General features: G+C 73.1%; 23 protein-coding genes and 1 pseudogene. 12 read left to right on the plus strand and 12 right to left on the minus strand.

What is annotated here, in order from left to right:
- Positions 1–51: 51 nt before the first annotated feature.
- The 3 genes from HUT06_RS08905 to HUT06_RS08915 all read right to left on the minus strand — a co-directional run bounded on the left by HUT06_RS08905 (position 52) and on the right by HUT06_RS08915 (position 4,070).
- On the minus strand, positions 52–1,314 hold the full coding sequence (locus tag HUT06_RS08905) for a serine/threonine-protein kinase (protein WP_176195275.1): 1,263 nt from the start codon (positions 1,312–1,314) through the stop codon (positions 52–54).
- Positions 1,315–1,486: 172 nt separating this feature from the next.
- Positions 1,487–3,127 carry a fumarate hydratase gene (locus HUT06_RS08910; RefSeq protein WP_176195276.1) on the minus strand — a complete coding sequence of 547 codons (1,641 nt, stop codon included), beginning with the start codon at positions 3,125–3,127 and terminating at the stop codon, positions 1,487–1,489.
- Between the two features lies 1 nt (position 3,128).
- On the minus strand, positions 3,129–4,070 hold the full coding sequence (locus tag HUT06_RS08915) for an EamA family transporter (RefSeq protein WP_176195277.1): 942 nt from the start codon (positions 4,068–4,070) through the stop codon (positions 3,129–3,131).
- A gap of 113 nt (positions 4,071–4,183) precedes the next feature.
- Here HUT06_RS08915 and HUT06_RS08925 point away from each other — a divergent pair, with 113 nt between their 5' ends.
- Both HUT06_RS08925 and HUT06_RS08930 read left to right on the plus strand, forming a co-directional pair.
- On the plus strand, positions 4,184–5,941 hold the full coding sequence (locus tag HUT06_RS08925; RefSeq protein WP_254715061.1) for a PLP-dependent aminotransferase family protein: 1,758 nt from the start codon (positions 4,184–4,186) through the stop codon (positions 5,939–5,941).
- 29 nt (positions 5,942–5,970) lie between these two features.
- The gene (locus HUT06_RS08930) at positions 5,971–6,201 is read left to right on the plus strand and encodes a hypothetical protein (RefSeq protein WP_176195278.1); all 231 of its coding nucleotides are present in this window, start codon (positions 5,971–5,973) and stop codon (positions 6,199–6,201) included.
- A gap of 69 nt (positions 6,202–6,270) precedes the next feature.
- Here the strand turns inward: HUT06_RS08930 and HUT06_RS08935 are convergent, their stop codons facing one another.
- The 3 genes from HUT06_RS08935 to HUT06_RS08945 all read right to left on the minus strand — a co-directional run bounded on the left by HUT06_RS08935 (position 6,271) and on the right by HUT06_RS08945 (position 9,343).
- On the minus strand, positions 6,271–7,500 hold the full coding sequence (locus HUT06_RS08935; protein ID WP_176195279.1) for an MFS transporter: 1,230 nt from the start codon (positions 7,498–7,500) through the stop codon (positions 6,271–6,273).
- A gap of 92 nt (positions 7,501–7,592) precedes the next feature.
- Positions 7,593–8,393, minus strand: a complete 801-nt coding sequence (locus HUT06_RS08940) for an ABC transporter permease (RefSeq protein ID WP_176195280.1) — start codon at positions 8,391–8,393, stop codon at positions 7,593–7,595.
- Positions 8,390–9,343 carry an ABC transporter ATP-binding protein gene (locus HUT06_RS08945; RefSeq protein ID WP_176195281.1) on the minus strand — a complete coding sequence of 318 codons (954 nt, stop codon included), beginning with the start codon at positions 9,341–9,343 and terminating at the stop codon, positions 8,390–8,392. The genes HUT06_RS08940 and HUT06_RS08945 overlap by 4 nt, the downstream gene beginning before the upstream one ends.
- Before the next feature lie 85 nt (positions 9,344–9,428).
- On the opposite strand from HUT06_RS08945, the gene HUT06_RS08950 reads away from it, so the two are divergent.
- Entirely contained in the window at positions 9,429–10,043 is a 615-nt protein-coding gene (locus tag HUT06_RS08950; protein ID WP_254715062.1) for a DUF1707 domain-containing protein, read from the plus strand.
- Between the two features lie 16 nt (positions 10,044–10,059).
- On the opposite strand, the gene glpX is transcribed toward HUT06_RS08950, so the two are convergent.
- Positions 10,060–11,094, minus strand: coding sequence for a class II fructose-bisphosphatase (gene glpX, locus HUT06_RS08955; protein ID WP_176195282.1), 1,035 nt, complete (start codon positions 11,092–11,094; stop codon positions 10,060–10,062).
- Positions 11,095–11,288: 194 nt separating this feature from the next.
- Between glpX and HUT06_RS08960 the strand changes: the two genes are divergently transcribed.
- Together HUT06_RS08960 and HUT06_RS08965 are read left to right on the plus strand one after the other, a co-directional pair.
- Positions 11,289–11,954 carry a TetR/AcrR family transcriptional regulator gene (locus HUT06_RS08960; protein WP_176195283.1) on the plus strand — a complete coding sequence of 222 codons (666 nt, stop codon included), beginning with the start codon at positions 11,289–11,291 and terminating at the stop codon, positions 11,952–11,954.
- Positions 11,955–11,974: 20 nt separating this feature from the next.
- Positions 11,975–12,643, plus strand: coding sequence for a DUF4245 domain-containing protein (locus HUT06_RS08965; protein ID WP_176195284.1), 669 nt, complete (start codon positions 11,975–11,977; stop codon positions 12,641–12,643).
- 26 nt (positions 12,644–12,669) lie between these two features.
- Here the strand turns inward: HUT06_RS08965 and HUT06_RS08970 are convergent, their stop codons facing one another.
- Together HUT06_RS08970 and xseA are read right to left on the minus strand one after the other, a co-directional pair.
- On the minus strand, positions 12,670–12,903 hold the full coding sequence (locus HUT06_RS08970; protein ID WP_138639174.1) for an exodeoxyribonuclease VII small subunit: 234 nt from the start codon (positions 12,901–12,903) through the stop codon (positions 12,670–12,672).
- Between the two features lie 10 nt (positions 12,904–12,913).
- Positions 12,914–14,128: an exodeoxyribonuclease VII large subunit gene (gene xseA / locus HUT06_RS08975; RefSeq protein ID WP_176195285.1), complete on the minus strand. Its 1,215-nt coding sequence runs from the start codon at positions 14,126–14,128 to the stop codon at positions 12,914–12,916.
- Positions 14,129–14,168: 40 nt separating this feature from the next.
- Between xseA and HUT06_RS08980 the strand changes: the two genes are divergently transcribed.
- A complete protein-coding gene (locus tag HUT06_RS08980) occupies positions 14,169–14,594 on the plus strand; it encodes a MarR family winged helix-turn-helix transcriptional regulator (RefSeq protein WP_368406961.1) in 426 nt (141 codons plus the stop codon).
- A 117-nt stretch (positions 14,595–14,711) separates the two neighbouring features.
- Here the strand turns inward: HUT06_RS08980 and HUT06_RS08985 are convergent, their stop codons facing one another.
- Positions 14,712–15,737, minus strand: a complete 1,026-nt coding sequence (locus tag HUT06_RS08985; protein ID WP_176195286.1) for a hypothetical protein — start codon at positions 15,735–15,737, stop codon at positions 14,712–14,714.
- 155 nt (positions 15,738–15,892) lie between these two features.
- On the opposite strand from HUT06_RS08985, the gene HUT06_RS08990 reads away from it, so the two are divergent.
- Positions 15,893–16,858, plus strand: a complete 966-nt coding sequence (locus HUT06_RS08990; protein WP_176195287.1) for a 4-hydroxy-3-methylbut-2-enyl diphosphate reductase — start codon at positions 15,893–15,895, stop codon at positions 16,856–16,858.
- 26 nt (positions 16,859–16,884) lie between these two features.
- On the opposite strand, the gene HUT06_RS08995 is transcribed toward HUT06_RS08990, so the two are convergent.
- Both HUT06_RS08995 and HUT06_RS09000 read right to left on the minus strand, forming a co-directional pair.
- Positions 16,885–17,439, minus strand: coding sequence for a DUF6542 domain-containing protein (locus HUT06_RS08995; RefSeq protein WP_254715063.1), 555 nt, complete (start codon positions 17,437–17,439; stop codon positions 16,885–16,887).
- Between the two features lie 56 nt (positions 17,440–17,495).
- Positions 17,496–18,860, minus strand: a complete 1,365-nt coding sequence (locus HUT06_RS09000) for a DNA recombination protein RmuC (protein WP_176195288.1) — start codon at positions 18,858–18,860, stop codon at positions 17,496–17,498.
- A 143-nt stretch (positions 18,861–19,003) separates the two neighbouring features.
- On the opposite strand from HUT06_RS09000, the gene ychF reads away from it, so the two are divergent.
- The 5 genes and pseudogenes from ychF to HUT06_RS44435 all read left to right on the plus strand — a co-directional run bounded on the left by ychF (position 19,004) and on the right by HUT06_RS44435 (position 24,991).
- The gene (ychF, locus tag HUT06_RS09005; protein WP_176195289.1) at positions 19,004–20,095 is read left to right on the plus strand and encodes a redox-regulated ATPase YchF; all 1,092 of its coding nucleotides are present in this window, start codon (positions 19,004–19,006) and stop codon (positions 20,093–20,095) included.
- A gap of 474 nt (positions 20,096–20,569) precedes the next feature.
- A complete protein-coding gene (locus HUT06_RS09010) occupies positions 20,570–21,595 on the plus strand; it encodes a conjugal transfer protein (RefSeq protein ID WP_176195290.1) in 1,026 nt (341 codons plus the stop codon).
- Positions 21,596–21,670: 75 nt separating this feature from the next.
- Positions 21,671–21,940 (plus strand): hypothetical protein, encoded by a 270-nt coding sequence (locus tag HUT06_RS09015; RefSeq protein ID WP_254715737.1) that lies wholly within the window; start codon positions 21,671–21,673, stop codon positions 21,938–21,940.
- Positions 21,941–21,982: 42 nt separating this feature from the next.
- Positions 21,983–22,276 (plus strand): annotated as a pseudogene (locus tag HUT06_RS45570) (conjugal transfer protein); the annotation flags it as partial.
- A gap of 1,518 nt (positions 22,277–23,794) precedes the next feature.
- Complete coding sequence (locus HUT06_RS44435; RefSeq protein WP_254715064.1) at positions 23,795–24,991, plus strand: hypothetical protein; 1,197 nt, start codon at positions 23,795–23,797, stop codon at positions 24,989–24,991.
- The last annotated feature ends 79 nt before the right edge of the window (positions 24,992–25,070 follow it).

Here is a 25,070-nt window from a genome sequence, read left to right on the forward strand (position 1 = left end):
GGGTGGGCGTTCTCACTCCCCGCCCGCCCCCGGGTCACCTGCGGCCCGGGCTCATCCCTTGTTCAGGGTGTAGTTCTTGCGCTCGCCGGGCGCCCCGGCCGGCTTCTGCTCGCCGTTCACCCACACGTCGCAGGCGGACGCGTCGTAGACCACCGCGTTGAGGCGGGGCTGGTCGTAGCGCCGCGCGTCGCCCTTGTGCAGGGTCTCGTCGCTGAGCACGGTGATCGCGTCGCCGGGCACCGACACGAAGATCTTGCACGCGTCGGTGCGGGCCCGCACGACCAGCGTGGCCGACTCGGCGCCGGGCGGCGCGGCGGCCTGCGCGGTACCGGCCGGGCTGGACGAGGTCGCCGTGGGGGAGGGCCCCGGGCTCTCCCGCATCATGCCGACGATCAGCGCGGTCGCGCCGATCCCGCAGGACGCGACGGTCGCGCCGATCAGCGCGATCACGGCCATCAGCCGGTAGCGGGGCGTCGGCGGGCGGCGGCCGGAGCGCGGCCCGGCGAGGGCCCGTTCGAGCCGGTCGACGGCCCGCGCGTGGCTGAGCCGGCGGGTCGGGTTCTTCTCCAGCAGCCCGGTGATGACGGGCGCGAGCGCGCCCGCGTTCTGCGGGGACGGGGTCGACTCGTTCGCCAGCGCGGACAGCGTCGCCATCACGTTCTCGCGCTCGAACGGCGGGCGGCCCTCCAGCGCCGCGTACAGCGTCGCGCCGAGGGACCACAGGTCCGACCGGGGGGTGGCCTTCTCCCCGGCGGCGACCTCGGGCGCCACGTACGCGGGCGAGCCCATGAAGTGGCCCGTCTTGGTCAGGCTCGCGGAGCCGGAGGAGAACGCGAGCCCGAAGTCGGTCAGCACGACCCGGTCGCCGTCCAGCAGCACGTTGCTGGGCTTGAGGTCGCGGTGCACGATCCCGGCCTTGTGCGCGGTGTTGAGGGCGTCCAGCAGGGCGCGGCCGATGTGCGCGACGCGGTCGGGCGGCAGCGGGCCCGAGCGCTCGATGAGCTGCTCGAGGCTGGGCGCCTCGATCATCTCCATCACGATCCAGGGGCGGCCCTGCTCGATGACGACGTCGTACACCTCGACGATGGAGTGCGTGCGCAGCTGAGCGGGCGCGCGCGCCTCCCGCAGGGTGCGGCGGTAGAAGACCACCCGGTCGTCCTCGGAGAGGTCTTCGGGGAGCCGCAGCTCTTTGATCGCCACAGCGCGATCGAGGAGCTCGTCATGCCCTCTCCAGACGGTGCCGTTGGCACCCTGACCTATTTCCGAGACCAGCCGGTAGCGCGTCGCTAGAACGAGGCGCTCTGACTGTGACATGGCGGAAAAGATACCGGAGTGGCCAGGCGGTCATCCGGGAGACCTCAGGAGGAACTATATTTTCGGCCCAATACTGTGACCTACTGACGAGAAACCGGGCGGGCGGGCGCCCCGCGGCCCGCTGAACAGCTCTCCAGAAGGTCGCCGGAGAGCCGTCAGCGGCTGCCGAACGTCAGCGCCTGCCGATGCTGAGGACGGGCCCGGTGGTGTCGGCGAAGAAGTCCTCGCCCTTGTCGTCCACCACGATGAACGCCGGGAAGTCCTCGACCTCGATCTTCCAGACGGCCTCCATCCCGAGTTCCGGGTATTCGAGGACCTCGACCTTCTTGATGCAGTCCTGGGCGAGGCGGGCGGCCGGGCCGCCGATCGAGCCGAGGTAGAACCCGCCGTGCTCCTCGCACGCGTCGGTGACCTGCTTGGACCGGTTGCCCTTGGCCAGCATCACCAGCGAGCCGCCGGCCGCCTGGAACTGCTCGACGTAGGAGTCCATCCGGCCGGCGGTGGTCGGGCCGAAGGAGCCGGACGCGTAGCCCTCCGGCGTCTTGGCGGGCCCCGCGTAGTAGACGGCGTGGTCGCGCAGGTACTGCGGCATGGGCTCGCCCGCGTCCAGCCGCTCCTTGATCTTGGCGTGCGCGATGTCGCGGGCCACCACCAGCGGGCCGGTCAGCGACAGCCGCGTCTTCACCGGGTAGCGGGTCAGCTCCGCGCGGATCTCCTCCATCGGCCGGTTCAGGTCGATCCGGACGACCTCGTCGTTCAGGTGCTCGTCGGTGGTGTCGGGCAGGTACTGCGCGGGGTCGGTCTCCAGCCGCTCCAGGAACACGCCCTCCGCCGTGATCTTGGCGAGGGCCTGCCGGTCGGCGCTGCACGACACCGCGATCGCCACCGGGCAGGACGCGCCGTGCCGGGGCAGCCGGATCACCCGCACGTCGTGGCAGAAGTACTTGCCGCCGAACTGGGCGCCGATGCCGAGCTGCTGCGTCAGCTCGAACACCCGCAGCTCCAGCTCCAGGTCGCGGAAGCCGTTGCCGAGCGGCGAACCCTCGGTCGGCATCGTGTCCAGGTAGTGGGCCGAGGCGTACTTGGCGGTCTTCAGCGCGTACTCGGCGGACGTCCCGCCGACCACGATCGCCAGGTGGTACGGCGGGCACGCGGCGGTGCCGAGCGAACGGATCTTCTCCTCCAGGAAGGACATCATCCGCTTCGGGTTCAGGACGGCCTTGGTCTCCTGGTACAGGAACGACTTGTTCGCGCTGCCGCCGCCCTTGGCCATGAACAGGAACTTGTAGGCGTCGCCGGGGGCCGCGTACAGCTCGATCTGCGCGGGCAGGTTGGAGCCGGTGTTCTTCTCGTCCCACATGGTGACGGGCGCCATCTGCGAGTAGCGCAGGTTCAGCTTCGTGTACGCGTCGTACACGCCGCGCGAGATGTGCTCCTCATCGGCCCCGTCGGTCAGGACGTGCTGGCCGCGCTTGCCCATCACGATGGCGGTGCCGGTGTCCTGGCACATGGGCAGGACGCCGCCGGACGCGATGCCCGCGTTCTTCAGCAGGTCCAGGGCCACGAACCGGTCGTTCGGGGACGCCTCGGGGTCGTCCAGGATCCGCCGGAGCTGCGCCAGGTGCGCCGGGCGCAGCAGGTGCGCGATGTCGCGCATCGCGGTCTCGGTGAGCAGCCGCAGCGCCTCCGGCTCGACCTGCAGGAACGTCCGGCCGTTCGCTTCGAACGCGGACACGCCGTCGGAGGTCAGCAGCCGGTAGTCGGTCTCGTCCGGGCCGAGCGGCAGCAGGTCGGTGTAGGAGAATTCAGGCATCTCAGGCAGATCCTCGCGCGATTCCGATGGGGGCCGCCTCACAGGCTACGGGTTCGCGGAGCGCGGGTTCACGGGGGGCGACCTGCGCGCGCAGCCCGGCCACCACGCCCGCCGCGACCAGCGCGGCCCCCGCCAGCTCTGCGGCGCCCGGCCGGCCGAGGCCGAGCGCGACCGTCGTGATCAGCGCGCTGACCGGGACCAGGCCCGCGAAGAGCCCGGCGCGGTCGGCGCCGAGCCGGCCGATCGCGTCGTACCAGAGCAGGAACGCGACCGTGGTGACGACGACGGTCAGGTAGCCGAAGCCCGCCAGCTCGGCGGCGGTCGGGACGCGCAGCACCGCCGTCCCGTCCGCGAGCAGCCCGGCGGCGAGCAGCATCGGGGCGGCCAGCGCGGCGGAGTAGGCGGAGACCCGCAGCGGCCCGAGCCGGGGCAGCAGCGGGACGGCCAGCAGCGAGAAGCACACCTCGCCCCCGAGCGCGCCCAGCGAGAGCAGCAGCCCGCGGACGCTCCCGCCGCCGAGCCCGCCCGTCAGCGCCGCGCCGGCCGCCACCGCGCACGCCGCCACGAGCACCGCCGGAGCCGGCCGGCGCCCGTCCAGCAGTGGCCCGGCGACCGCCAGCACGATCGGGACCGCCGCGATCACCGTGCCGATGGTGGCCGGGCTGGTGTCCGCGGTGGCCGCCACGATGCAGACGTTGAACGCGACGAGCCCGGTCCCCGCCAGGGCCGCCAGCAGCGCCCAGTCCCGCGCGGACGGCCGCCGCGCGGGCCCGCCCGCGAAGCGCGCGACGGCGAACAGGATGAGCGCGGCGACCGCGTACCGGACCGCCTGGCCGCCGAAGATCGGATACCCCGAGATGGTCGCCGAGACGGCGGTCAGCGTGCCGACAAGGAACATCGCGGACCCCGCGCCGACCGCGCCGCGCCTGTGTGAGGTGTTCATGGACGGAACGCTAGGGTGCGCTTGGTCCTGCAAACAGAGCCAATCACCATGCTTGACTATGGACCATTACCGGCCCGGTGACGCTCGGGCTCCCTCTTGGCGCTGAGGGTGATGTGACCGACCTTCACCTTCCCCTGGACCGGTCCGCCGGCCGGCTGGCGGCGCAGATCGCCGCCGGTTTCCGCGCGGCCGTGCGCTCCGGCCGGCTGACCGCCGGGACCCGGCTGCCGTCGAGCCGCGACCTGGCACGCGATCTGGACGTCTCCCGCGGCGTCGTCGTCACCGCGTACGAGCAGCTCACCGCGGAGGGCTTCCTCATCGCACGCCGCGGCGACGGCACCCGAGTGGCCCCCCTGGCCCGTCCCGACACCACCACCCTCCCCCCGGACGGCGCCCCCCTGCCGCCCGGCACCCCGTCCCAACACAGCGAAACCTGGCAGCACGGCGGAACACAGCACGGCCCGCCAACGCAGCAGGGAGGTACGCCGCAGCAGCGCGGAACAACGCAGTACGGCACGACAACGCAGTACGGCGGGACGTCGCAGCAGGGCGGGCCAACGCAGTACGGCGCTACTCCGCAGCAGGGCGAGCCGTCGCAGCATGGCGCGTCAACGCAGCACGGTGCGGCGCTCCAGTACGGCAGGACGGCGCAGCCCAGCGGGACGCCGCAGTACGGCACGTCAGCGCAGCAGGGCGGGGGGACGCAGTATGGCGGGGCGATGGGGCAGGGTACGGCGGCTCGGGGCGGTGACTCGGCGCCCGCGCCCGCGTCGTTCTACGACCTGACCCCCGGCCGGCCGGACCTGTCCGCCTTCCCTCGCGAACGCTGGATCGCCGCCGCCCGCGCCGCGCTGCGCACCCTGCCGAACGATGAGCTCGGCTACCCCGACCCCGGCGGCGTCCCGGTGCTGCGCGCGGAGCTGGCGAGCTACCTCGGCCGGGTCCGCGCCGCGTACGCCGACCCCGGCCGCGTCGTGATCATGAACGGGGTGGCGCAGGGCCTGTCCGCGCTGCTCGCGCTCCTGCGGGCGAGCGGGCACCGGACGCTCGCGGTGGAGGACCCGACCAGCGCCCGGCAGTTGCCGATGATGGAGTCCGCCGGGCTGCGGCTCGCCCGCGTCCCGGTGGACGGCGAGGGCGTCGACGTCGCGGCGCTCGCCCGCAGCGGGGCCCGCGCCGTCCTGGTCACGCCCGCGCACCAGTACCCGACCGGCGTGGTGCTGTCCCCGGCCCGGCGCGCCGCGCTGATCGCCTGGGCGCGCGACGTCGACGGCCTGATCCTGGAGGACGACTACGACGCCGAGTTCCGCTACGACCGCGACCCCGTCGGCTGCCTCCAGGGAGTCGACCCCGAGCGGGTCGTCCTGCTCGGCTCGGTGAGCAAGTCCCTCGCCCCCGCGCTGCGGCTGGGGTGGGCCGTCGCCCCGCCGTCCGTCGTGGGGCGGCTGCGCGAGTACCGCGCCGTCACCGACCTGGGCGCGCCCGTCCTGGAGCAGCACGCGCTGACCGAGTTCCTCCGCAGCGGCGGCTACGACCGGCACCTGCGCACCATGCGGCGCCGCTACCGGGCCCGGCGGGACGCCCTCGCCGCCGCGCTGAGCGAGCATCTCCCCGGCGCGAGGGTTCGCGGCGTGTCGGCGGGCATCCACCTCTACGTGGAGCTGCCGTCCGGAAGCGACGAGGACGCGATCGTGGCCCGCGCGGCCCGTGCGGGCGTCGCCGTGGCGGGCGCCCGGCCCCTGTGGTGGCCGGGCCGCGCCGCCGCCGCGCCGCCCGCGCTCGTCCTCGGTTATGCCGGAATGGGCGAGACACGCCTGGTCAAGGCAGCGGAACTGCTGGGTCAAGCGATTACCCAGGGTGCCGGTGGGTAGGACCGACATCCCTGGAGTAGGAGGTTTGCATGAGTCTGGATGAGGCCGCGCGGCAGCTGAAGATGGCCGGCCACGATGCGCGGGTGGCCTTCGACTGCATAGGCCTGGGCGACCTCGAAAGGGCACAGGAGCACGCGGTGACCCTCCGCGCCGCCGCGGACGCCGCCGAAGTGGCCCTCAGCCGCGCCCTGACGGACCTGACCCCCGAACAAGCCCAAGCAGAAGGCGAGAAGGCACTCCGCCTCTTGGAGGATGCGTAACCTCCCAGGGTGTGTTTTCCCAGGGGGTCGCCCCTCTGGGAAAACACAACCCCCTGGGAAGAACACCCCTCAGACTGTGGGGCGCTGCATTGTGGGGGTTTCTGGGGTGGGGTCTGCTGCGGGCCTTGGGTTGAAGCCCTTGGCGGTGGCGAAGACGACCAGGATGAGCACCGTGGGGACGATGAAGGCTATGCGTAGGCCGTGGTCGGTGCTCAGAGGGGCGATCGCGCCTACCACGGCGGCGCCCAGGACGAAGCCGACGTAGTTGAAGATGTTCACGCGGGCGACCGCCACGCCCAGGCCCGTCGGGTCGACGCGGCCGGCGGCGGAGAAGGACACCGGGGCGATCACGCTGAGGCCGAGGCCGGCGAGCGCGAACGCCGCGATGGCGACGGCGGCGTTCGGCGCGGCGACCACGCCGGCCATGCCGACGATGCCGACCAGGCCGCCGATCCGCACCACGCGGACGGCGCCCGAGCGGCGGACGGCGAGGTCGGCGACGGCCCGGCTGACCACCATCGTGACCTGGTAGGCGACGTAGCCGAGCGGCGCGACCCAGTCGCTCGCCGACAGTTCGTCGTCCAGGTACTTGGCGCCGTAGCTGGAGATCGCCGAGTCGGCGAGGTAGGCGACGGCCATCGCGGCGCCGACGACGAGGATCGGGCGCCACGGGACGCTGCGTCCGGCGGCCTTCAGTTCCTCGGCGGTCGGCCCGTCGCCCTCCTCCGCGCGGCGGTAGAGGCGGTGCCCGGTGGCCAGGGACCCGGCGATCCCCGCGGCGGCGGCGATCGCGAAGCAGGCGGACAGCGGCAGGTCGATCTTGTTGGACAGCGACGCCCAGAGCCCGCCGAGGATGCCGGCGACGCTCCACACCGCGTAGAAGCCGGTGATCAGGCTGCGGCCGTAGCGGCGCTCGACGGCGATGGCCTGGGCGTTCATCGAGGCGTCCACCGCGCCGACGAACAGCCCGAACAGGGCGACGGCGGCGTACAGCGCGACGTCGTTGTCGCCGGTGAGGCCGATCAGCGCGATCATGACCGCGACGGCCGGCTGGGAGACCCGCAGCACCGGGCCGCTGCCGAACCGCTGGAACAGGGCGCCGGACGCGACGCTGCCGACCCCGGCGACGAGCGGCACCATCAGCAGCACCAGCGAGAGCGTGGCGTCGCTGAGGTGGTGGGCCTTCTGGATCTGCGGTACCTGCGTCACCAGGGAGGCGAAGCAGAGCCCCTGGACGGCGAACGCCGTGTACGCGGCGGACCGGGCCTGGCGGTCCCGTACGGTGATGCCCTGGGTCATGCGGCCCGACCTCTCTGCGAGGCACAACGTGAATAAGATTCGCGTCAGCGTAGAGACCGGGCGGGCCGCCGGTCAATCGTCTCCCGGGTCGTTCAGTCGATGAGGCGCCTGCGCATCCCGCGGACGGCGATCACCCACATCAGCGCCGCGAAGGCCACCAGCCCCGCCAGGTGCCCGAGGTCGGCCAGCGGGCGGAGGCCGAACACCGCGTCCCGGACCAGCTCCACGCAATGGTAGAGCGGGTTCAGGTAGGAGACCTTCTGCGCCCAGTCGGGCAGCGCGTCCACCGGGAAGAACGTCCCGGCGATCAGGAACAGCGGCGTCACCACGCCGGTGATCACGTAGTCGAACGAGTTGATCGACGGGACCACCGAGGACGTCCACATGCCGAACAGCCCGAAGCCGAGCGCGGTGAAGAACGTCACGAACGGCACCAGCAGCATCCCCAACGCGGGATCCAGGCCGAAGAACAGCGCCACCACGATCGGCGTGCACGAGTACACCGCCGACTTGGCCGCGATCCACAGCGCCTCGGCCGTCACCAGCTCGTGGACGTCCACCGGCGCCGCGAGCATCCCGTCGTAGGTGTGCTGGAACACCCGCCTGATGTAGCCGTTGAACATGCCCGGGAACACCGACGTGAACAGCGCCGCCGTCCCGACGACGCCGGTCGCGACGAAGTCGAGGTACCGGTAGTCGCCGATGACCGCGACCATCGACCCGAACCCGTAGCCGAACGCGAGCAGGAAGAACGTCGGCTCCACCATCGAGGCGAACGACTGCGACTTCCAGTACCGCTTGTAGAGCGCCAACTCGTGCCGCCAGATCCCGCGCACCGGCGCGAACTCGAACCGCCGCAGCCGCGGCGCCCGCTCCACCTCTGCCCGGGTCATTCGACCCGCTCCCCGGTCAGTACCACGAACACGTCCTCCAGGCTGGCGGCGCGGCGCACGCCGTCCGGGCCCAACTCGTCCTCCAGCGACGGCGCGATGGTCTCCGCCTTCAGCACCGACACCGACGGGCCCGTGCGGCGCGTCGGCAGGCCCGCGCCCCGCGCCAGCCGCTCGACCTCCGCCAGCCGGTCGGGCGGCCCGTAGTGCTCGACCACCCGGTCGCCCGCGTACTCGGCCACCAGCGCGGTCGGCGAGCCCCGTGCGATGACCTTGCCGTGCGACATCAGCGCGCACTCGTCCGCGAGGCGCTCGGCCTCCTCGATGTAGTGCGTGGACATCAGCACGGTCGTGCCGGCCGCGCGCAGCCCGTCGATCAGCCCCCACAGCTCCGCCCGCACCTGCGGGTCGAGGCCCACGGTCGGCTCGTCCAGCAGGACGAGGGCGGGCCGGTGCACCAGCCCGCGGGCGATCAGCAGCCGCCGCCGCATGCCGCCGGACAGGTCGTCGACCTTCGTGCGCTGCCGCTCGGTCAGGTGCGCGATCGCGAGCGCGTCGTCCACGGCCTTGCGCCGCTCCTTGCGGGGCACCCGGTACAGGTGCGCGAACACCTCCAGGTTCTCGCGGGCGGTCAGCTCCTCGTCCAGGTTGTCCTGCTGCGGGACGACCCCCATCACCGCCCGCGCGCGCTTGGACTCGCGGGGGACGCCGAAGCCGAGCACCTCGATGCTCCCCTCGTCGGCGATCGCCTGCGCGGTCAGCATCTTCATCGTCGTCGACTTCCCGGCGCCGTTCGGGCCCAGCAGCCCCAGGCAGATCCCGGTGGGGACCTCCAGATCCAGCCCGTCCACGGCGGTGAAGTCGCCGAACCGCTTGACGACGCCGCGCAGGCTGATCGCCGCCGCGCCCGCCTCGTCACGGGCGGCGGCGATCTGGGCACGTTGCAAGGTCATACCCCTCACAGTAAGGACAGGGCCGGACACAACCCCACAGGTTTTCCGGCGGCCCCCGCCCCGGGCGGCGGTTAATCTTCTAGGTGTGGACGTTCCCCAGCGCCCGGCCGCGAAGGCCACCAGCGTGCGCGACCTGCGCGCGTCCGACGCCGACCGGGAACGCGTCGTCGCCGTCCTCGGCGAGGCGGTCGCCGACGGGCGGCTCAGCATGGCCGAGCACTCCGAGCGCACCGCCCGCGCCTACGCCGCCCGCACCCTCGGCGAGCTGACCGGCCTCACCGGCGACCTCGGACCCGAGGAGGCGCAGCCCATCCTCGTGGACGACCGCCCGGTCACGGTCTTCTTCGGCCGCACCCGCCGCGAAGGCCGCTGGGTCGTCCCCGTGAAGCTGCCCGTCCTCGCCCTGTTCGGGACGGTCGAGCTCGACCTGCGCGAGGCCGTCCTGCAGCGCCGCCACATCGTCGTCGACCCGCTGGTGCTCGGCGGCCGGATCCGGCTCCTGGTCCCCGAGGGCGTGACCGTGCACGTCACCGGCCGCACCATCCTCAGCACCCGCGACCTGCGGGCCCGCCCCGCACAGGACGGGCCCACCGTCGAGGTCGGCGGCACCATGATCTTCGGTTCGGTGCGCGCCCGCGCGCCGAAGCGGTCGCTGCGCACCCGCGTCCGCGACCGCCTCGGCCGGGGACGCCGCGCGTAGCGCTACCGGGGGCGGGTCAGACCGCCGTGTCGAAGTTGATCGCGCTGTAGGCGCGGAGCTTGGCGAGCTGGTGCTCGCTGGAGATCGTCCGGATCGTCCCGCTGCGGGAGCGCATCACCAGCGAGTGCGTCACGGCCGTGCCCTTGCTGTAGCGGACGCCGTCGACCAGCTCGCCGTCGGTGATCCCGGTGGCGGCGAAGAACACGTCGTCGGACGTCACCAGGTCGTCGGTGGTCAGCACCCGGCCGAGCTCGTGGCCCGCGTCCCGCGCCTTGCGCTTCTCCGCCTCGTCCTGCGGCCACAGCCGGCCCTGGATCACCCCGCCGAGCGCCTTGATCGCGCACGCCGCGATGATCCCCTCCGGGGTGCCGCCGATGCCGAGCAGCAGGTCGACGCCGGTGCCCGGCCGGGACGCCATGATCGCGCCGGCCACGTCGCCGTCCAGGATGAACTTGATCCGCGCTCCGGCCTCGCGGACCTCCTTCACGATGCCCTCGTGCCGCGGCCGGTCCAGGATGCACACGGTCACGTCGTTCGGCGCGGAGCCCTTCGCGCGGGCGATCGCGCGGATGTTGTCGGCGATCGGGCGCTCGATGTCGACGGCGTCCGCCGCCTCCGGGCCGGTCACCAGCTTCTCCATGTAGAACACCGCGGACGGGTCGAACATCGACCCGCGCGGCGCCACCGACAGCACCGCGATCGCGTTGTTCATGCCGAGCGCGGTCAGCCGGGTCCCGTCCACGGGGTCGACCGCCACGTCGCACTCGGCGCCGGAGCCGTCCCCGACCCGCTCGCCGTTGAACAGCATCGGCGCGTGGTCCTTCTCGCCCTCGCCGATCACGACGACGCCCTGCATGGACACCGTGTTGATCAGCTGGCGCATGGCGTTCACGGCGGCCCCGTCGGCGCCGTTCTTGTCTCCCCGGCCGACCCAGCGGGCGGCGGCCATCGCGGCGGCCTCGGTCACCCGGACCAGCTCCATCGCCAGGTTGCGGTCCGGCGCGGACGGCTCGGTCGTGAGCGGGGAGGAAACGGTGGTCTCATCGGACATGACGGGGCAGCCCCTTCGTTCGGTGGTGCCTCGGATTCTCCGGTGACCGGACGGCGGGTCACAAATTGGACCAGACCAGCCGGGAAACGGAGCGTACCGGCACCCGCGGTACCGACCGCCCGGGGCACCGGTATTTGACGGTCCCGCGGGCAAGGGATCGTTTCCCCATGGGAGAGGGCGTAATCTCAGGCGTCATGAGCAGCGACATCGACGTCCCGTCCGGCGAGGCGGCCCGCGGCGGGGGCGCGCGGTCCGCCGAGACCCCCGCGCGGACCTCCGACCGCGGCGCCGCCACCCGCGGCGCCCTGCTGGCCGCGGCGAGGGACGTCTTCTGCGCGTCGGGCTTCGCCCAGGCCGCGGTGACCGACATCGTCGCCAAGGCGGGCGCCAGCGTCGGCAGCCTGTACCACCACTTCAACGGCAAGGCGGACCTGTACCTCACGCTGTTCGAGGACTTCCAGGGCCGCCAGCAGGAGCGCACCCGCGACGCGATCAACGCCGTCCGCGAGGCCGGCGAGACCGACCCCATGCGGCAGTTCATCGCCGGCGCGGGCGCCTACCTGAACGGCTGCCTCGACGAGCGCGACGTCGCCCGGCTGTTCATCTCCGGCGACGGCCCGCCCGGGTTCGACCGCGTCATGCGCCAGCGGCTCAACAAGTGGGCGCGGCGCAACGCCGCGCTGTTCCACACCGCCGACGGCGGCGTGGACGAGGCCCTCGTCACCGTGCTGACCGGCGCGATGGCCGGGGCCGTGTCCGAGATCTCGCTGCTGGACGACGAGGTCGCCGCCCGCCGCCTCGCCGACGAGATCATGGGGATCGTCGGCACGATACGCAACCCCGGTACCGAGCAGCGCTGACCGTGGGGGATCCTGGAGGGGTGACCGACAAGACCCCGTCCCCTGCCCCCGCCGCGCCGGAGACCGCCCCGGCGGAGCGTCCCGTCGTCGAGGTCAGCCCCGGCGTGCACAAGCGGCTCACGACCGGCCTCAGCGGCTTCGCGATCGCGATGGCCGCGTGCCTGGTGCTGGTGCTGGCGGTCTACGTGGTGGCGCCGCGCGGCGACAAGGAGGTCCTGCCGACCGTCGACTACAGCTCGCAGCTGTGGGCGATGCGCAGCGACGCGCCCTTCACCGTGTGGGCGCCCGAGGGGCTGCCCGCCGGCTGGCGCCCGAACAGCTCCCGGCTGACCGGCCTCGGCGCGGGCGGTGACACGCCCGTCGCGTGGCACCTCGGGTTCGTGACGCCGAGCGACGAGTACGCCGCGCTGGAGCAGAGCAACGAGAAGGCGTCTGAGTACGTCCCGCGCATGGCCAACAGCAGCAAGCCGACCGGGACGCAGCAGGTGGGCGACGTCACCTGGACGAAGTACCACCGCAAGGACAAGAAGGCGAACACGCTCGCCCGCACCCTGCCGGACGGCAGCAGCGTCGTCGTGACCGGCACCGCGTCCTACCAGGAGCTGGCCGTCCTCGCGGCGGCCCTCAAGGCGCAGAGCAAGGGCGGCGCGAAGCTCGGGTCTTCGACGGCGCCGACGCCCGCCTCCTGACGGCCCGGCCGGTCCGGGGCCGCGCCTCAGAACGGGGCCGCGTCGCCGTTCTCCGGACGGTCGAGGGCGGCGGCCAGCCGCGCGCGGGCGCCCTCCAGCCACTCCTCGCAGACCGCTGCGAGCCGCTCGCCCCGCTCCCAGAGGGCCAGGGACTCCTCCAACGTGAGCCCACCCGCCTCCAGCCGCTTGACGACCTCGGTCAGCTCGTCCCGTGCCTGCTCGTACGACGGCTTCTCGGCCGTCTCCTTGTCGTCCGCCACCTGCCCCACCCTAAGACCCCTCGCGGTCGGTCACGGTCACGCCGAGGCGCCCGTCGGACAGCCGGACGTGCAGCGCCTCGCCGTCCTTGACCGCCGCCGACTCCCGCACCACCGCCCCGTCGTCGCGCTGGACGATCGCGTAGCCGCGCTCCAGCGTCGCGGCGGGGGACAGGGCCAGCAGCCGGGCGCGGGTGTGCGACAGCTCGTCCCCGGCCCGGTCCAGCGCCCCCGACAGGCACCGCCGCGCCCGGTCCCGCAGCGCCGCGACCTGCTCGGACTGCCGCTCGATCTCGCGCACCGGGTCGGCCAGCGCGGGCCGCGACCGCACCGCGCGCAGCCACCCCAGCTCCCGCTCGACGGCCCCCGACAGGCAGCGCCGCCCCCGGTCGCGCAGCTGCCGGACGAGCTGGAGCTGCTCGCGCACGTCCGGCACGGCCTTCTTCGCCGCGTCCGTCGGCGTCGAGGCCCGCACGTCCGCGACCAGGTCCAGGATCGGGGAGTCCTGCTCGTGGCCGATCGCGCTGACCACCGGGGTGCGCGCCGTCGACACCGCGCGCACCAGCGCCTCGTCGGAGAACGGCAGCAGGTCTTCCATCGCGCCGCCGCCCCGCGCGATGATGATCACATCGATCTCGGGATCGGCGTCCAGCGCCCGCAACGCCTCCATCACCTCGCCGACCGCGTACGAGCCCTGCACCGCGGTGTTCTCCACCCGGAACGCCACCGCCGGCCAGCGCCGCCGGGCGTTCTGCAGGACGTCGTGCTCGGCGTCGGAGTCGCGCCCGCAGATCAACCCGATCTTCCCCGGCAGGAACGGCAGCGGGCGCTTGCGCTCCGGGCGGAACAGCCCCTCGGACGCCAGCACCTGCTTCAGCCGCTCCAGCCGGGCGAGCAGCTCGCCGACGCCGACCGGCCGGATCTCCAGCACGCTGAGCGAGAAGGTCCCCCGGTTGATCCAGAAGTCCGGCTTGGCGTGCACCACGACGCGGGCGCCGTCGGTCACCGCCGGACCGGCGGCCTCGACCACCGCGCGCGGCCCGACGACCCGCACCGACATGTTCGCCACCGGGTCGCGGAGCGTCAGGTACACCGTCCCGCCGCGGGCGTTGAGGTCGGTGATCTGGCCCTCGACCCAGATCCGGCCGAGCCGCCCGATCCAGCCGCTCACCGCCTGCAGGACCGTCCGCACCGGAACCGGGGATTCGGCCGTGGTCTCCATCGCCATGCAGGAACACTACTGACTACGACCCCGAGGAGAGTGATCCGTGACCGCATCCGACCGCGAGCTCGCCGAGCAGCTCAACCTGCGCCTGCGCCACGTCGTGCTGATGCTGCGGCAGGCCGGCGCCGACCAGCCGGTCACCGGCCAGCAGCTGTCCGTGCTGGGCTCGCTGGAGCACGGGCCGCGGCGGATGACCGAGCTCGCCGCCGAGCACGGCGTCCGGCTGCCGACGATGACCGCCCAGATCAACCGGCTGGAGCGGGACGGGCTCGTCGCGCGCGGCCGGGACGGCGCCGACGCCCGCGTCGTCACCGCGCGGCTCACCGGGGAGGGCCGGGAGCGGCTGGCCGCCGGACGGGAGCGGCGGCTGTCCTTCCTCGCCGACCGGCTCGCGCACCTGACGGGCGAGGAGCGCGCGCGGATCGCCGCGGCGCTGCCCGCCTTCGACAAGCTCTTCAGCGGCCCCTGAGACGCGGACGAGCCCCCGGGGCCTGCCCAGGGGCTCGTATGCGCTCGTTCGCGCCCGTGTTGCGCTCGGCTCGCGCTCGGCTCGCGCTCGGCTCGCGCTCGGCTCGTGGCCTCGGCGTCAGCTGAGGCCGTTGAGCTTGGCGATGCGGCGCTCGTACATGCGGATGATGTCCTCGCGGGCGGCGTGCCGGCGCTCGTACTCGCGCAGCAGCTTCACCTGCTCGACCGTGAGGCCGCGCAGGCGCGCGCGCAGCTGCGGCAGCGTGGCGGCGTCGTAGTCGGGCACGGGCAGGTCCGCGGCGATGTGCTCGGCCTCCGCCGGTGCGGCGGGCCTGTTCTCCGGCTTCGGCTCGAACGCCTTCCCGTCCTTGGCGACCGCTTCGGCGGTCGTCTCGTCCGACGCCTCCGCGGGCGCGGCCTCGGCGGCCGGCTCCGGCTTCGCCGGCTTCGCCGGCTTCGCGGGTTTCGCCGGCTTGGCGGGCTTCGCGCGCGGCGCGGGCTCGGCGGCCTCCGGGCTCGGCGCGGGCTTGGCCTGCGGCGCGGCCTCGGGCGCCGGCTCGGCGGGCTCGGGACTCGGGGCCGGCTTCGCGAGCGGCGCCCGCCCGTCGGCCGGCGCCTCCTCCTCGGACTTGGCGTGCCGGCGGCCCAGCGCGCCGGGCTTGGCGGGCTTCGGCGGCGGGCCCGGACGGGCGTGCTTCGGCCGGTGCCGCGTGCCCGCCTCGGCTTCGGCCTTCGGTGCGGCCTCGGCCTTCGGCTCGGGCTTGGCCACGGCGCCGGGCTTGCCGACGGAGATCTCCGCGCCGGCGGCGCGCGTGCCCTCGCCGCGCGCGGCGGCCGGCCGCCCCGCGGGCCGGGTGCGGCGCACCGGCTCGGGCTCGGGCTCCTCGCCGCGCACCCGCTCGGCGACGCGCTCGACGACCTTCTCGGCCGTGCCCTGCACGTCGTCGCGCAGCCGCCCGAGCACCGGCTTCACGCCGCCGCCCTGGGTGATCTCCTTGTAGTCCCTGGTGACCCGGTCGCCGAGCAGCAGCGCCCGGCCGACGCCGAACATGGCCAGGCGGACGGCGTGCAGCGGGAGATCGCGAACCTGCTCGCCCACCGTGTCCCGGACCTGCTCCTTGAGGCGGCGCGGCGATTTCGTCATCGACTCTTCCTCTTCCTGCCTCGTCTGGTGAACTTCACTCTGCCCCACGGGTGCGATCGCGGTCACCCCGGGTTAATGGATTTCTGTCCAAAGACACCGTGGAGTCGGTCACAGCCAGGTCACTCCCACGATCCGGTGACTCGTACGATAGGGGCATGACCGCCAACAGCCAGCGCCGTGTCCTGCTCGCCAAGCCGCGTGGTTACTGCGCAGGCGTCGACCGGGCCGTCCAGACGGTCGAGATCGCCCTGGAGAAGTACGGGGCGCCGATCTACGTCCGCAAGCAGATCGTCCACAACGTCCACGTCGTCAAGACGCTGGAGGAGCGCGGCGCGATCTTCGTGGACGAGACCGAGGAGGTGCCCGAGGGGGCGATCGTGGTGTTCTCCGCGCACGGCGTCGCGCCCGCCGTGCACCAGGAGGCCGCGGGGCTGAACCTGCGCACCATCGACGCGACCTGCCCGCTGGTCACCAAGGTCCACAAGGAGGCGGTCCGCTTCGCCGCCGACGACTACGACATCCTGCTCATCGGCCACGAGGGCCACGAGGAGGTCATCGGCACCACCGGCGAGGCGCCCGACCACATCCACCTCGTGGACGGGCCCGGCGACGTCGCCAACGTGACCGTCCGCGACCCCGACAAGGTCGCCTGGCTCTCCCAGACCACGCTGTCGGTCGACGAGACCGTCGCCACCGTCGAGAAGCTCCGCGAGCGGTTCCCCAACCTGATGGACCCGCCGTCCGACGACATCTGCTACGCCACCCAGAACCGGCAGGTCGCCGTGAAGGAGATGGCGGCGCAGTCGCAGCTCGTCATCGTCGTCGGGTCGACGAACTCCTCCAACTCCGTGCGGCTCGTCGAGGTCGCCAAGGAGCACGGCGCCGACGACGCCCACCTCGTCGACTACGCCGAGCACATCGACCCCGCCTGGCTGGAGGGCGTCACGACGGTCGGCGTCACGAGCGGCGCCTCCGTCCCGGACGAGCTGGTCCAGGAGGTCCTCGCCTGGCTGGCCGAGCGCGGCTTCGGCGCGGCGGAGGAGATCGAGTCCGTCTCCGAGCACATGCGCTTCTCCCTCCCGAAGGAACTCCGCAAGGACCTCCGCATCACGCCGGTCTAGACCCGGCGCCGCGTGGCGGGCGCCGCTCAGTCCACCTCGCCGTGGTGGAGGCGGCGCTCCCCCGTCGTCACGGGGGACTCGTCCCACCGGACGGGGTTCTCGTTCTCCTCCTTCTCGAACAGGCGCATCCCGGCGAGCTTGTCGCGCAGCTCGCGGACGTTGGTCATCAGCCCCCGCGCCAGGCAGATCACGAGGACCAGCAGCGTCCCGAAGAACAGCCACGGCGCGGTGGCCGCCAGCGCGGTCAGGACGCCGACCGTGACGCCGCGCAGCAGCGAGCCGTCGCCGAGCGCGGTGGCGAACACGACGATGACCGTGGCGGCGAAGAACACCAGCGGCGGGCTGACGACGAGCGTGAGCAGGTCGGCCGGGCGCGTCGCGAACGCCGCGAGCGCGCAGCCGATCGCGAATCCGGCGCCGGCGAGCAGCGGCACCTCGAACCAGCGCGACAGCAGCCCGCACAGCACCCCGACGGCGAACATCACGACGATGCCGCCGCGGCCGGTCAGCGTGACCGGGCTCCCGGCGCCGGCCGAGCGCGCGCGCGAGCGCGGGGCCGCGGCGCCGTGCTGACGTCCCACTGCACCCTCCGGAGCCGGCGGGGCGCCGCCGGGCGCACCGCGTGCCGTCGATGAACTCATCGCCACCCCTTCGCCCCGGGGAACCGGCGCCCCGCACCGCCCGGTTCGCCCCGCTCCTGCGCGTCGCGCCGGTCCGCCTGCTCGGGAATGGCCTGTGAGCCGAAACCTACCGCTTCGGGCGCCGGGGCGGGCTCGGCCTCGTCCTCCAGGGGGTCGCCCTCGGCGGTCAGTTCGGCCGCCGAGAGCGCGCGCGGGCTCTCCTCCACGGGGCGGGGGCCTTCCAGGCCGTCCTCGACCACGCCCAGCTCGTTCAGCTTGCGGGCGCTGACGAGCACGCGCGTCTCCAGCGAGCCGACCGTCCGGTTGTAGGACTTGATGGCTCCGGTGAGGGCGCGCCCCAGTTCGTCGACGTGCTGGCCCATCGTGCCGAGCCGCTCGTACAGCTCCTTGCCCAGCTCGAAGACCGCGCGCGCGTTCCTTGAGAGGGCGGCCTGCTGCCACGCGTAGGAGGCCGTCCGAAGCATGGTGATGAGGGTGGTCGGCGTGGCGATGTGCACCCGCCGCCTTATCGCGTACTCCAGCAGGCCCGGGTCGCGGTCGAGCGCCGGGGCGAGGAACGCCTCCCCGGGGATGAACAGGACGACGAACTCCGGGGCCGGGCTGAACGCCTGCCAGTACGACTTCGCCGCCAGCCGGTCGACGTGGTCGCGCAGGTGGCGGGCGTGCGCGTCCAGGCGGACCGGGTCGCCGCTCTCGGCGGCCTGCAGGTAGGCGGCAAGGGAGACCTTGGAGTCGACGACGATGCTCTTGCCGCCGACCAGCCGCACGACCATGTCGGGACGGACCGTCCCGTCGGCCGTGACGGCGCTGGCCTGCTCGTCGAAGTCGCAGTGGTGCGCCATGCCCGCCAGCTCCACGACCCGGCGGAGCTGCAACTCGCCCCACCGGCCCCGCGCCTCGGGCCGCTGCAGCGCCCGGACCAGCGACTGGGTCTCGCGGCGCAGCTGGTCGGAGCTCTGCCGGACGAAGTCGACCTGCTTGGCCAGCATCGCGTGCGACTCCCGGCGGCCCGTCTCGACCTCGCGGAGTTGCTCCTCCACCTTGGCGAGGGTCTCCTTGAGCGGCGCGACCAGGTGCTCGACGGCCTGCTGGCGGCGCTGCAGCTCGCCCGCCGCCTCCACGCCCGCGGCCTTGAGCCGCGCGTCCGCCAGTTCGAGGAACCGCTGGTTGCTGGCGTCCAGCGCCTTCGCGGACAGGTTCTCGAAGTGCTCGGCCATCCGGTCCTCGGCGTAGGCGAGCTTCTCCTCGGCGGCCCGCGCCCGCGCGATCAGCGCGCCCTGCCGGCCCGTCGCGAGCGCGTACCCGGCGACGGCGCCGAACACGGCGCCGACGAGCAGGCCGGCGAACAGCGCGAGGTCCATCCGCTCATCGTGACAGCGCGGCGGCGAAGCGCGATCGCGACGCGCCGGGATGCCGCGGGTCGCCCCGTCCCGGACATTCGGCGGAACCCGCGGAGGTAACGGGCAGTACGCGGGGCGCGCGGGCGCCCATAAACTTGACCGCCGTGAGCCTCTCCATCGGAATCGTCGGGCTGCCCAACGTCGGCAAGTCCACCCTGTTCAACGCGCTGACCAAGAACGACGCGCTGGCCGCCAACTACCCGTTCGCGACCATCGAGCCCAACGTCGGCGTGGTCGGGGTGCCCGACCCGCGCCTGCACACGCTGGCGGAGCTGTTCGGCTCGCAGAAGGTGATCCCGGCGACGATGGAGTTCGTCGACATCGCGGGCATCGTCAAGGGCGCGTCCGAGGGGCAGGGCCTCGGCAACAAGTTCCTCGCCAACATCCGCGAGACCAACGCGATCTGCCAGGTCATCCGCGCCTTCGAGGACCCGGACGTCACGCACGTGGACGGCGACGTCGCCCCGTCCCGCGACATCGAGACGATCAACACCGAGCTGATCCTGGCCGACCTCCAGACGATCGAGAAGGCGCTGCCGCGCCTCGACAAGGAGGCGCGCACCAAGAAGGACAAGGACAAGCTCGCCGTCGTCGACGCCGTGAACGCCGCGCAAAAGCTTCTCGACGACGGGGTGACGCTCTTCGCGGGCGCGGAGAAGGCGGGCATCGACCTCGCCCTGCTGCGCGAGCTGCACCTGCTCACCGCCAAGCCGTTCCTCTACGTCTTCAACCTCGACGAGAGCGAGCTGACCGACGAGGCCCTGCGCGCGCGCCTGCGCGACCTTGTGGCGCCCGCCGAGGCGATCTTCCTGGACGCCAAGATCGAGGCGGAGCTGATCGAGCTGCCGGACGACGAGGCCCTCGAACTGCTCCAGGGCATGGGGCAGGAGGAGTCGGGCCTGTCGCAGCTCGTCCGCATCGGGTTCGGCACGCTCGGCCTGCAGACGTACCTGACGGCGGGGCCCAAGGAGGCGCGGGCCTGGACGATCCGCACGGGCGACACCGCCCCGGAGGCCGCCGGCGTCATCCACACCGACTTCCAGCGCGGCTTCATCAAGGCGGAGATCGTCTCGTTCGACGACCTCGTCGAGGCCGGGTCCATGGCCGCCGCCCGCACCGCCGGCAAGGTCCGGATGGAGGGCAAGGAGTACGTGATGCAGGACGGCGACGTCGTGGAGTTCCGCTTCAACGTCTGACCGCCGCCGCGGAGGGGCTGTCAGGGTCCGGCAAGGGCCGTGACCAGTGTGATTTTGGCAACAGCGGGTCTTTGAGGTGCCGCTGGGGCGGGCGAGGCCGGTGAGCTGCCGTTTTGCCATGTGATGTCGCGTATCGGCCAGTTTGTCGGATTCTTTCGGGAATGGATTGCGCCCGTCACCGCCACCCGGTCACCAAGCAACGACCGAGTCGCGCCGCTTGTCCGGAACCTGGACCTGCGCACTCTTCGGAGCCTTGGATAGGGGATCGTCACCGTTTGGCAATCTTCCCCGTTCCTGTTGAGGTGGATTGCATTATCCACAACCGCGCGCCGGGGCTGTGCTTCGCTGCGATGCGCTGGAACAATTGACGCCCGTGGTTACCCTGGGCCCGAAGGTGGGTTCGGAAAAGCCACCGGAACATGACCAGGCACACAGGACCGCGCCGACCGGGGGCGAGGCGCGAGCGGAGGCAGGATGGCTCGCAGGTCGGCCGTGGGACGCGGCCGTGACACCGCCGTAGTCGAGGAGACCGCGGCGCCCGTCCGGGCGCTCGCGTCCTCCGTCGACCCCTCGTGGGACCTGCCCGAGCGGGACGGCCGCCGCGGCGGGTCCGGCGGCGGCGGCTCGCGGGGCGGCCGCTGGGGCGGGTCCGGCGGGCGCTGGTGGGTGTGGGTCGGGCGCGCCGTGCTGTGGGCGCTGATCCTCGTCATCCTCGTCAACGGCGTCCGCGCCCCGTTCGAGCGCTTCACCGCGAGCGACTCCGGCGGCGGCGCCGCGTCCCCGTCCAAGCCGCCGCGCAGCGCCGGGTTCCCCAGCAGCGCCGCGGGCGCGTTCGCCATCCAGTTCGCCAACGTCTATCTCAACTACGACCAGAAGACGGCCCCCGCCCGCGAGGTGCGATTGCGCACCTTCCTGCCCGACGGCGCCGACGCGCAATTCGGCTGGAACGGCGTCGGGAAGATGCAGGTGCAGTCCGTCCAGGTCGCCGGAGTGGACGCCCGCGACGCCAACAACGCGACCGTCACACTGCTCGCCCGCACCGCCGACCGGTGGCTGCGGCTCGCCGTTCCCGTCTACGCCGACAAGAGCGGCTCCCTGGTGGTGTCCGCCCGCCCCGCACTGCTTCCCCCGCCGACCAAGGCGCAGCTTCCCCAGGGCGGCCTCGAAGACCGCGACACCGCGCTCGAGAACGAGCTCAAGCCCTTCCTCGGCACCTTCTTCCCGGAGTACGCGTCCGGCAACCAGGAGGCCCTGTCCCGCTTCTCCGCCGGGACGACCATCACCGGCCTCGCCAAGTCCGTCACGTTCGTGCAGGTCAAGGAGGTCATCGCGCCGAAGGGAGCCCAGGGCGAGCGGTCCGTCACCGCGACGGTGGTGTGGCAGCCCGCCGGAGGCGGCGGCGGCGAGCTGGAGCAGAGCTACCAGCTCACCATGGTCAAGAAGGGCACGACCTGGCTCGTGCGCGACATTCGCGGCAGCACCGAACCGAACGCGTCATGAGAGGCCGCGAATTGAAGAACGCAACCCCCGCATCCGCCGACCGAGGAAGGTAGAACATCGATGCTGCATCACCTCATGGCGTCGATTCCGCTCGATCTCCTGGCGGCACCCGACGACGAACTCAAAACCGACCAGCTGGCCGAATGGCTCCGCCAGATATTCGGTCCGCTGTTCCTCGTGATCGTCTCCATTGTGGCGATCTTCTTCCTGTTCACCCGCGAGATCACGCGATTCGTGCAATTCATCGTGCTGGCGATCGGCATCGGAGTGATCTTCTACGTGCCGAAGATCATCGAGACCACGGCCAAGGCGATCGCCACGGCACTCGGTGTGGACGTCTCCTGACCCGGGGAGGCTCGGCGCTCGCGCAGGGAGGGGAGTAGGGGCGTGGATCTGCCCACGTACACGAACATCTGGCGCATCGAGAAGCGGCTGTACAAGCTGTACGACCTGCGGCTGCCCATGCCGCTGCCGCTCGTCCAGATCGGCGTCTTCCTCGGCGTGTTCGTGCCCTGGATCCTGCTGCTCAGGCTTGTCGGCGTCCCGTTCGAGTCGCCCTGGCACGTGCTGTACATCGTTCCGCCGGGCGTCCTGACCTGGCTGGCGACGCGCCCGGTCATCGAGGGCAAGCGCCTCACCGAGCTGCTGCTCTCGCACAGCCGCTACCTCGCCGAGCCCCGCACCTGGTGCCGCCTCACCCCGATCCGCGAGCCCCGCGAAGTGGTGATCGTCGCCCGCGTCTGGCGCCGCGCCGAGGGCCCCGCCCCGGTCGCCGCGGCCGAGCGCGCCGCGATCAAGTCCCGCCGCAAGCGCCGCCACGCCGACCCCGAGCCCACCCCGCTCCCGGCCCGCCTGCCCCGCCCCGCGACCGCCGCGGCGCCCCCGCCCCTCGTCGAGTACGCCGCCCAGCAGGAGCCGGCCGCGGCCCCGCCCAAGGCCTGGCGCCGCACCACCCGCGACATCTTCCACGAGGACGACGTCCTGCCGCTCCCCACCGCCGAGATGGAACGCCCCCCGGCCACCCCCCAGCTGGAGACCCCGCCGGGCTCCGGCAAGCGCGCCCTGGCCTCCGGCGTCCGCCGCCCCGGCGCCCCCGCCGAGATCTGGCAGGCCGCCCCCGCCACGCGTCCCGACATCCGCCGAGCCGCAGAAGAAATAGCCAACGGCCCCCGCCCCGCACTGCCCAACCACCCGACCCCGCCCCAGGCGCCCCCACAACCGTCCCCCGCGCGCCCCTCCCACGCGCCCGGCGTCCCGGTGGCAGGCCCCGCAGCCAACGCCCCTTCCCCGGAGCCAGCACCACCAGAGGCGACGCAACACCCAAGCCCGACACGCCCCCTCCACGCACCCGGCGCTCCGCCCCCCGGCCCCACTGCAACGGTCGGCTCCACGCCGGAGCCAGCACGATCCGACCGGCCGCGACAACCAGGCATCACCAATCCGACCGGCCCCTCTACGGCCGATGCCGGCGCGGCAGGCGTACCTGCGTCAGAACCAGCGCCGTCCGATCGGACACGGCAGCCGAGCCCCACCCAACCGACCGACGTTCCTGCGGCCGGCCCCGCGAGCGAGGCTTCGCCCAGGGCGGCGTCGCCTGAGGGGACGGGGCAGCCGACCCCTGCGCCCCCCATCCGTGCGACTGGTGTTCCGGCCCCCAGCCCCGCTGCGACGGGCGTGCCTGCGTCCGAGTCGGCACGGTCCGATCGGACGCGTCAGCCGGGCAGTGCTGATCCGACCGGCGCTCCTTCGGCCGGTGCCGGTGCGGCGGGCGGGTCTTCGTCCGAGTCGGCGCGGCCCGAGGGGACGGGGCAGCCGATCCCTGTGCGTCCCGTGCGTGCGACTGGTGTTCCGGCGCCCGGCCCCGCTGCGGCCAGCGGGTCCGCGTCGGAGGCGGCGCAGGCTGATCGGACGCGTCAGCCGGGCAGTGCTGATCCGACCGGCGCTCCTTCGGCCGGTGCCGGTGCGGCGGTCGGGTCTTCGTCCGAGGCGGCGGCCTCTGAGGGGACGCGGCAGCCGGGTGCTGGCCGGTCGAGCGATGGTTCTGCAGGGCCGGTTCCGGCTGGGGCTGGTTCCGGGGTGGAGGCTGGGCAGCGGGTGCGGGCTCCTGAAGGTGGGGAGCCGGGGGATAAGAGAGTTGCTGGGGCTCGGGCGCCGGTGCCTCCGCCGCCGCCTTGGGCGCCGCCCGTTACGCGGCCCGATGTGCCGATGGTGCCCGGGGCGTTCGGGGCGCCGCCTCGGCCGGTGCCGCCGGCGCCGCGCCGGGAGCCGCCCAAGCCGTGGTCGGAGGGGCTGTCCCGGCCGCAGCGTCCAGCTGCCGAGTCGGCGGAGGCGCAGCCCGTGCGGCAGGTGCCCCCTCCGGCGCAGCAGGTGCCGCCGCCGGCGCCGCCGGTGGAGGAGCAGGCGCCGCCGCGGGAGGTGCGGTCGCAGCCGGCCTCGCCCGTGCGGCCGCGGCCGCTGCCGCCGCCGCCCGCGCCGCCGCCGTCCGGGCCCGCGATCACGCCGCCGGGGCCGGATCACGAGGTCAGCACCGGCGGGTTCCGGCGGCTCATCCACACCGTCGGCGGCGGGCACGGCGAGGTCGACGCCGAGTACCAGCAGCGGCTCCAGCAGCCGTTCCACGGGACGCGGCACGTCGTCGTGCTCGGGTGCACCGGGGGCGCGGGGCAGACCGTCACCGCGCTGATGCTCGGGCACACGTTCGCGCAGCACAACGGGGAGCCCGTCGTCGCGATCGACGTGAACCCCGGGCCGGGCGCGCTGGCCCGCCGGACGCGCAGCGACACCAACGAGACGCTGACCGGGCTCATCACGCGCGCCGACCAGGTCGGCAGCCTCACCGCGATGCGGCGGTACACCTCGCAGGCCAAGTCCGGGCTCGATGTGATCGCGGCGGGCAAGAACCCGCTGCAGGCGCTCGACGACCGCGACTACGCGCTCGCGATCCGCACGATCGACAAGTTCTACTCGGTGACGCTGCTGGACGCGGCCGCCGCCGTGGTCGCGCGGGTCCTGCCGTACGCCGACCAGATCGTGCTGGTGGCGCCGGCCAGCGCCGACGCGCCGCGCGCCGTCGCGATGACGTTCGAGTGGCTGGACGGCCACGGCTACGAGGAGCTGAGATCACGCGCCGTGACCGTCATCAACGGGGTGAGCCGCCGCAGCATGGACGACGTCGAGCAGGCCGAGGCCGTGGCGCGCGGCAGATGCCGGGCCCTGGTGCGCATCCCGTGGGATGATCACCTCAGCATGGACCGCGCGCCGCGCAACGAGCTGAAGTCGTTGCGGACGCCGACGCGGCGTGCCTACCTTGCCCTGGCCGGCGTCGTCGCCGGCGGTTTCACCGTCATGCCCGAGCGTTACCAGGAGCTTCAGCAGGAGCAGGAGGCCACCCGATGAGCGCCCCTCGCGGGCATCGAGCGGAGACCCTAGTGAAACGGGCATCCCTGGCGGACGGGCTTGACGTTCATGACCGTCC

Origin of the sequence: Actinomadura sp. NAK00032 (genome assembly GCF_013364275.1) — a bacterium.
In the GTDB taxonomy this organism is placed as follows: Bacteria; Actinomycetota; Actinomycetes; order Streptosporangiales; family Streptosporangiaceae; genus Spirillospora.

Excerpts from the sequence above, each read along its gene's own strand:
- HUT06_RS08905 (WP_176195275.1), bottom strand. The coding sequence starts at position 1,314 with ATGTCACAGTCAGAGCGCCTCGTTCTAGCGACGCGCTACCGGCTGGTC.
- HUT06_RS08910 (WP_176195276.1), bottom strand. The coding sequence starts at position 3,127 with ATGCCTGAATTCTCCTACACCGACCTGCTGCCGCTCGGCCCGGACGAG.
- HUT06_RS08915 (WP_176195277.1), bottom strand. The coding sequence starts at position 4,070 with ATGAACACCTCACACAGGCGCGGCGCGGTCGGCGCGGGGTCCGCGATG.
- HUT06_RS08930 (WP_176195278.1), top strand. The coding sequence starts at position 5,971 with ATGAGTCTGGATGAGGCCGCGCGGCAGCTGAAGATGGCCGGCCACGAT.
- HUT06_RS08935 (WP_176195279.1), bottom strand. The coding sequence starts at position 7,500 with ATGACCCAGGGCATCACCGTACGGGACCGCCAGGCCCGGTCCGCCGCG.
- HUT06_RS08940 (WP_176195280.1), bottom strand. The coding sequence starts at position 8,393 with ATGACCCGGGCAGAGGTGGAGCGGGCGCCGCGGCTGCGGCGGTTCGAG.
- HUT06_RS08945 (WP_176195281.1), bottom strand. The coding sequence starts at position 9,343 with ATGACCTTGCAACGTGCCCAGATCGCCGCCGCCCGTGACGAGGCGGGC.
- glpX (WP_176195282.1), bottom strand. The coding sequence starts at position 11,094 with ATGTCCGATGAGACCACCGTTTCCTCCCCGCTCACGACCGAGCCGTCC.
- HUT06_RS08960 (WP_176195283.1), top strand. The coding sequence starts at position 11,289 with ATGAGCAGCGACATCGACGTCCCGTCCGGCGAGGCGGCCCGCGGCGGG.
- xseA (WP_176195285.1), bottom strand. The coding sequence starts at position 14,128 with ATGGCGATGGAGACCACGGCCGAATCCCCGGTTCCGGTGCGGACGGTC.
- HUT06_RS08985 (WP_176195286.1), bottom strand. The coding sequence starts at position 15,737 with ATGACGAAATCGCCGCGCCGCCTCAAGGAGCAGGTCCGGGACACGGTG.
- HUT06_RS08990 (WP_176195287.1), top strand. The coding sequence starts at position 15,893 with ATGACCGCCAACAGCCAGCGCCGTGTCCTGCTCGCCAAGCCGCGTGGT.
- HUT06_RS09000 (WP_176195288.1), bottom strand. The coding sequence starts at position 18,860 with ATGGACCTCGCGCTGTTCGCCGGCCTGCTCGTCGGCGCCGTGTTCGGC.
- HUT06_RS09010 (WP_176195290.1), top strand. The coding sequence starts at position 20,570 with ATGGCTCGCAGGTCGGCCGTGGGACGCGGCCGTGACACCGCCGTAGTC.
- HUT06_RS09015 (WP_254715737.1), top strand. The coding sequence starts at position 21,671 with ATGGCGTCGATTCCGCTCGATCTCCTGGCGGCACCCGACGACGAACTC.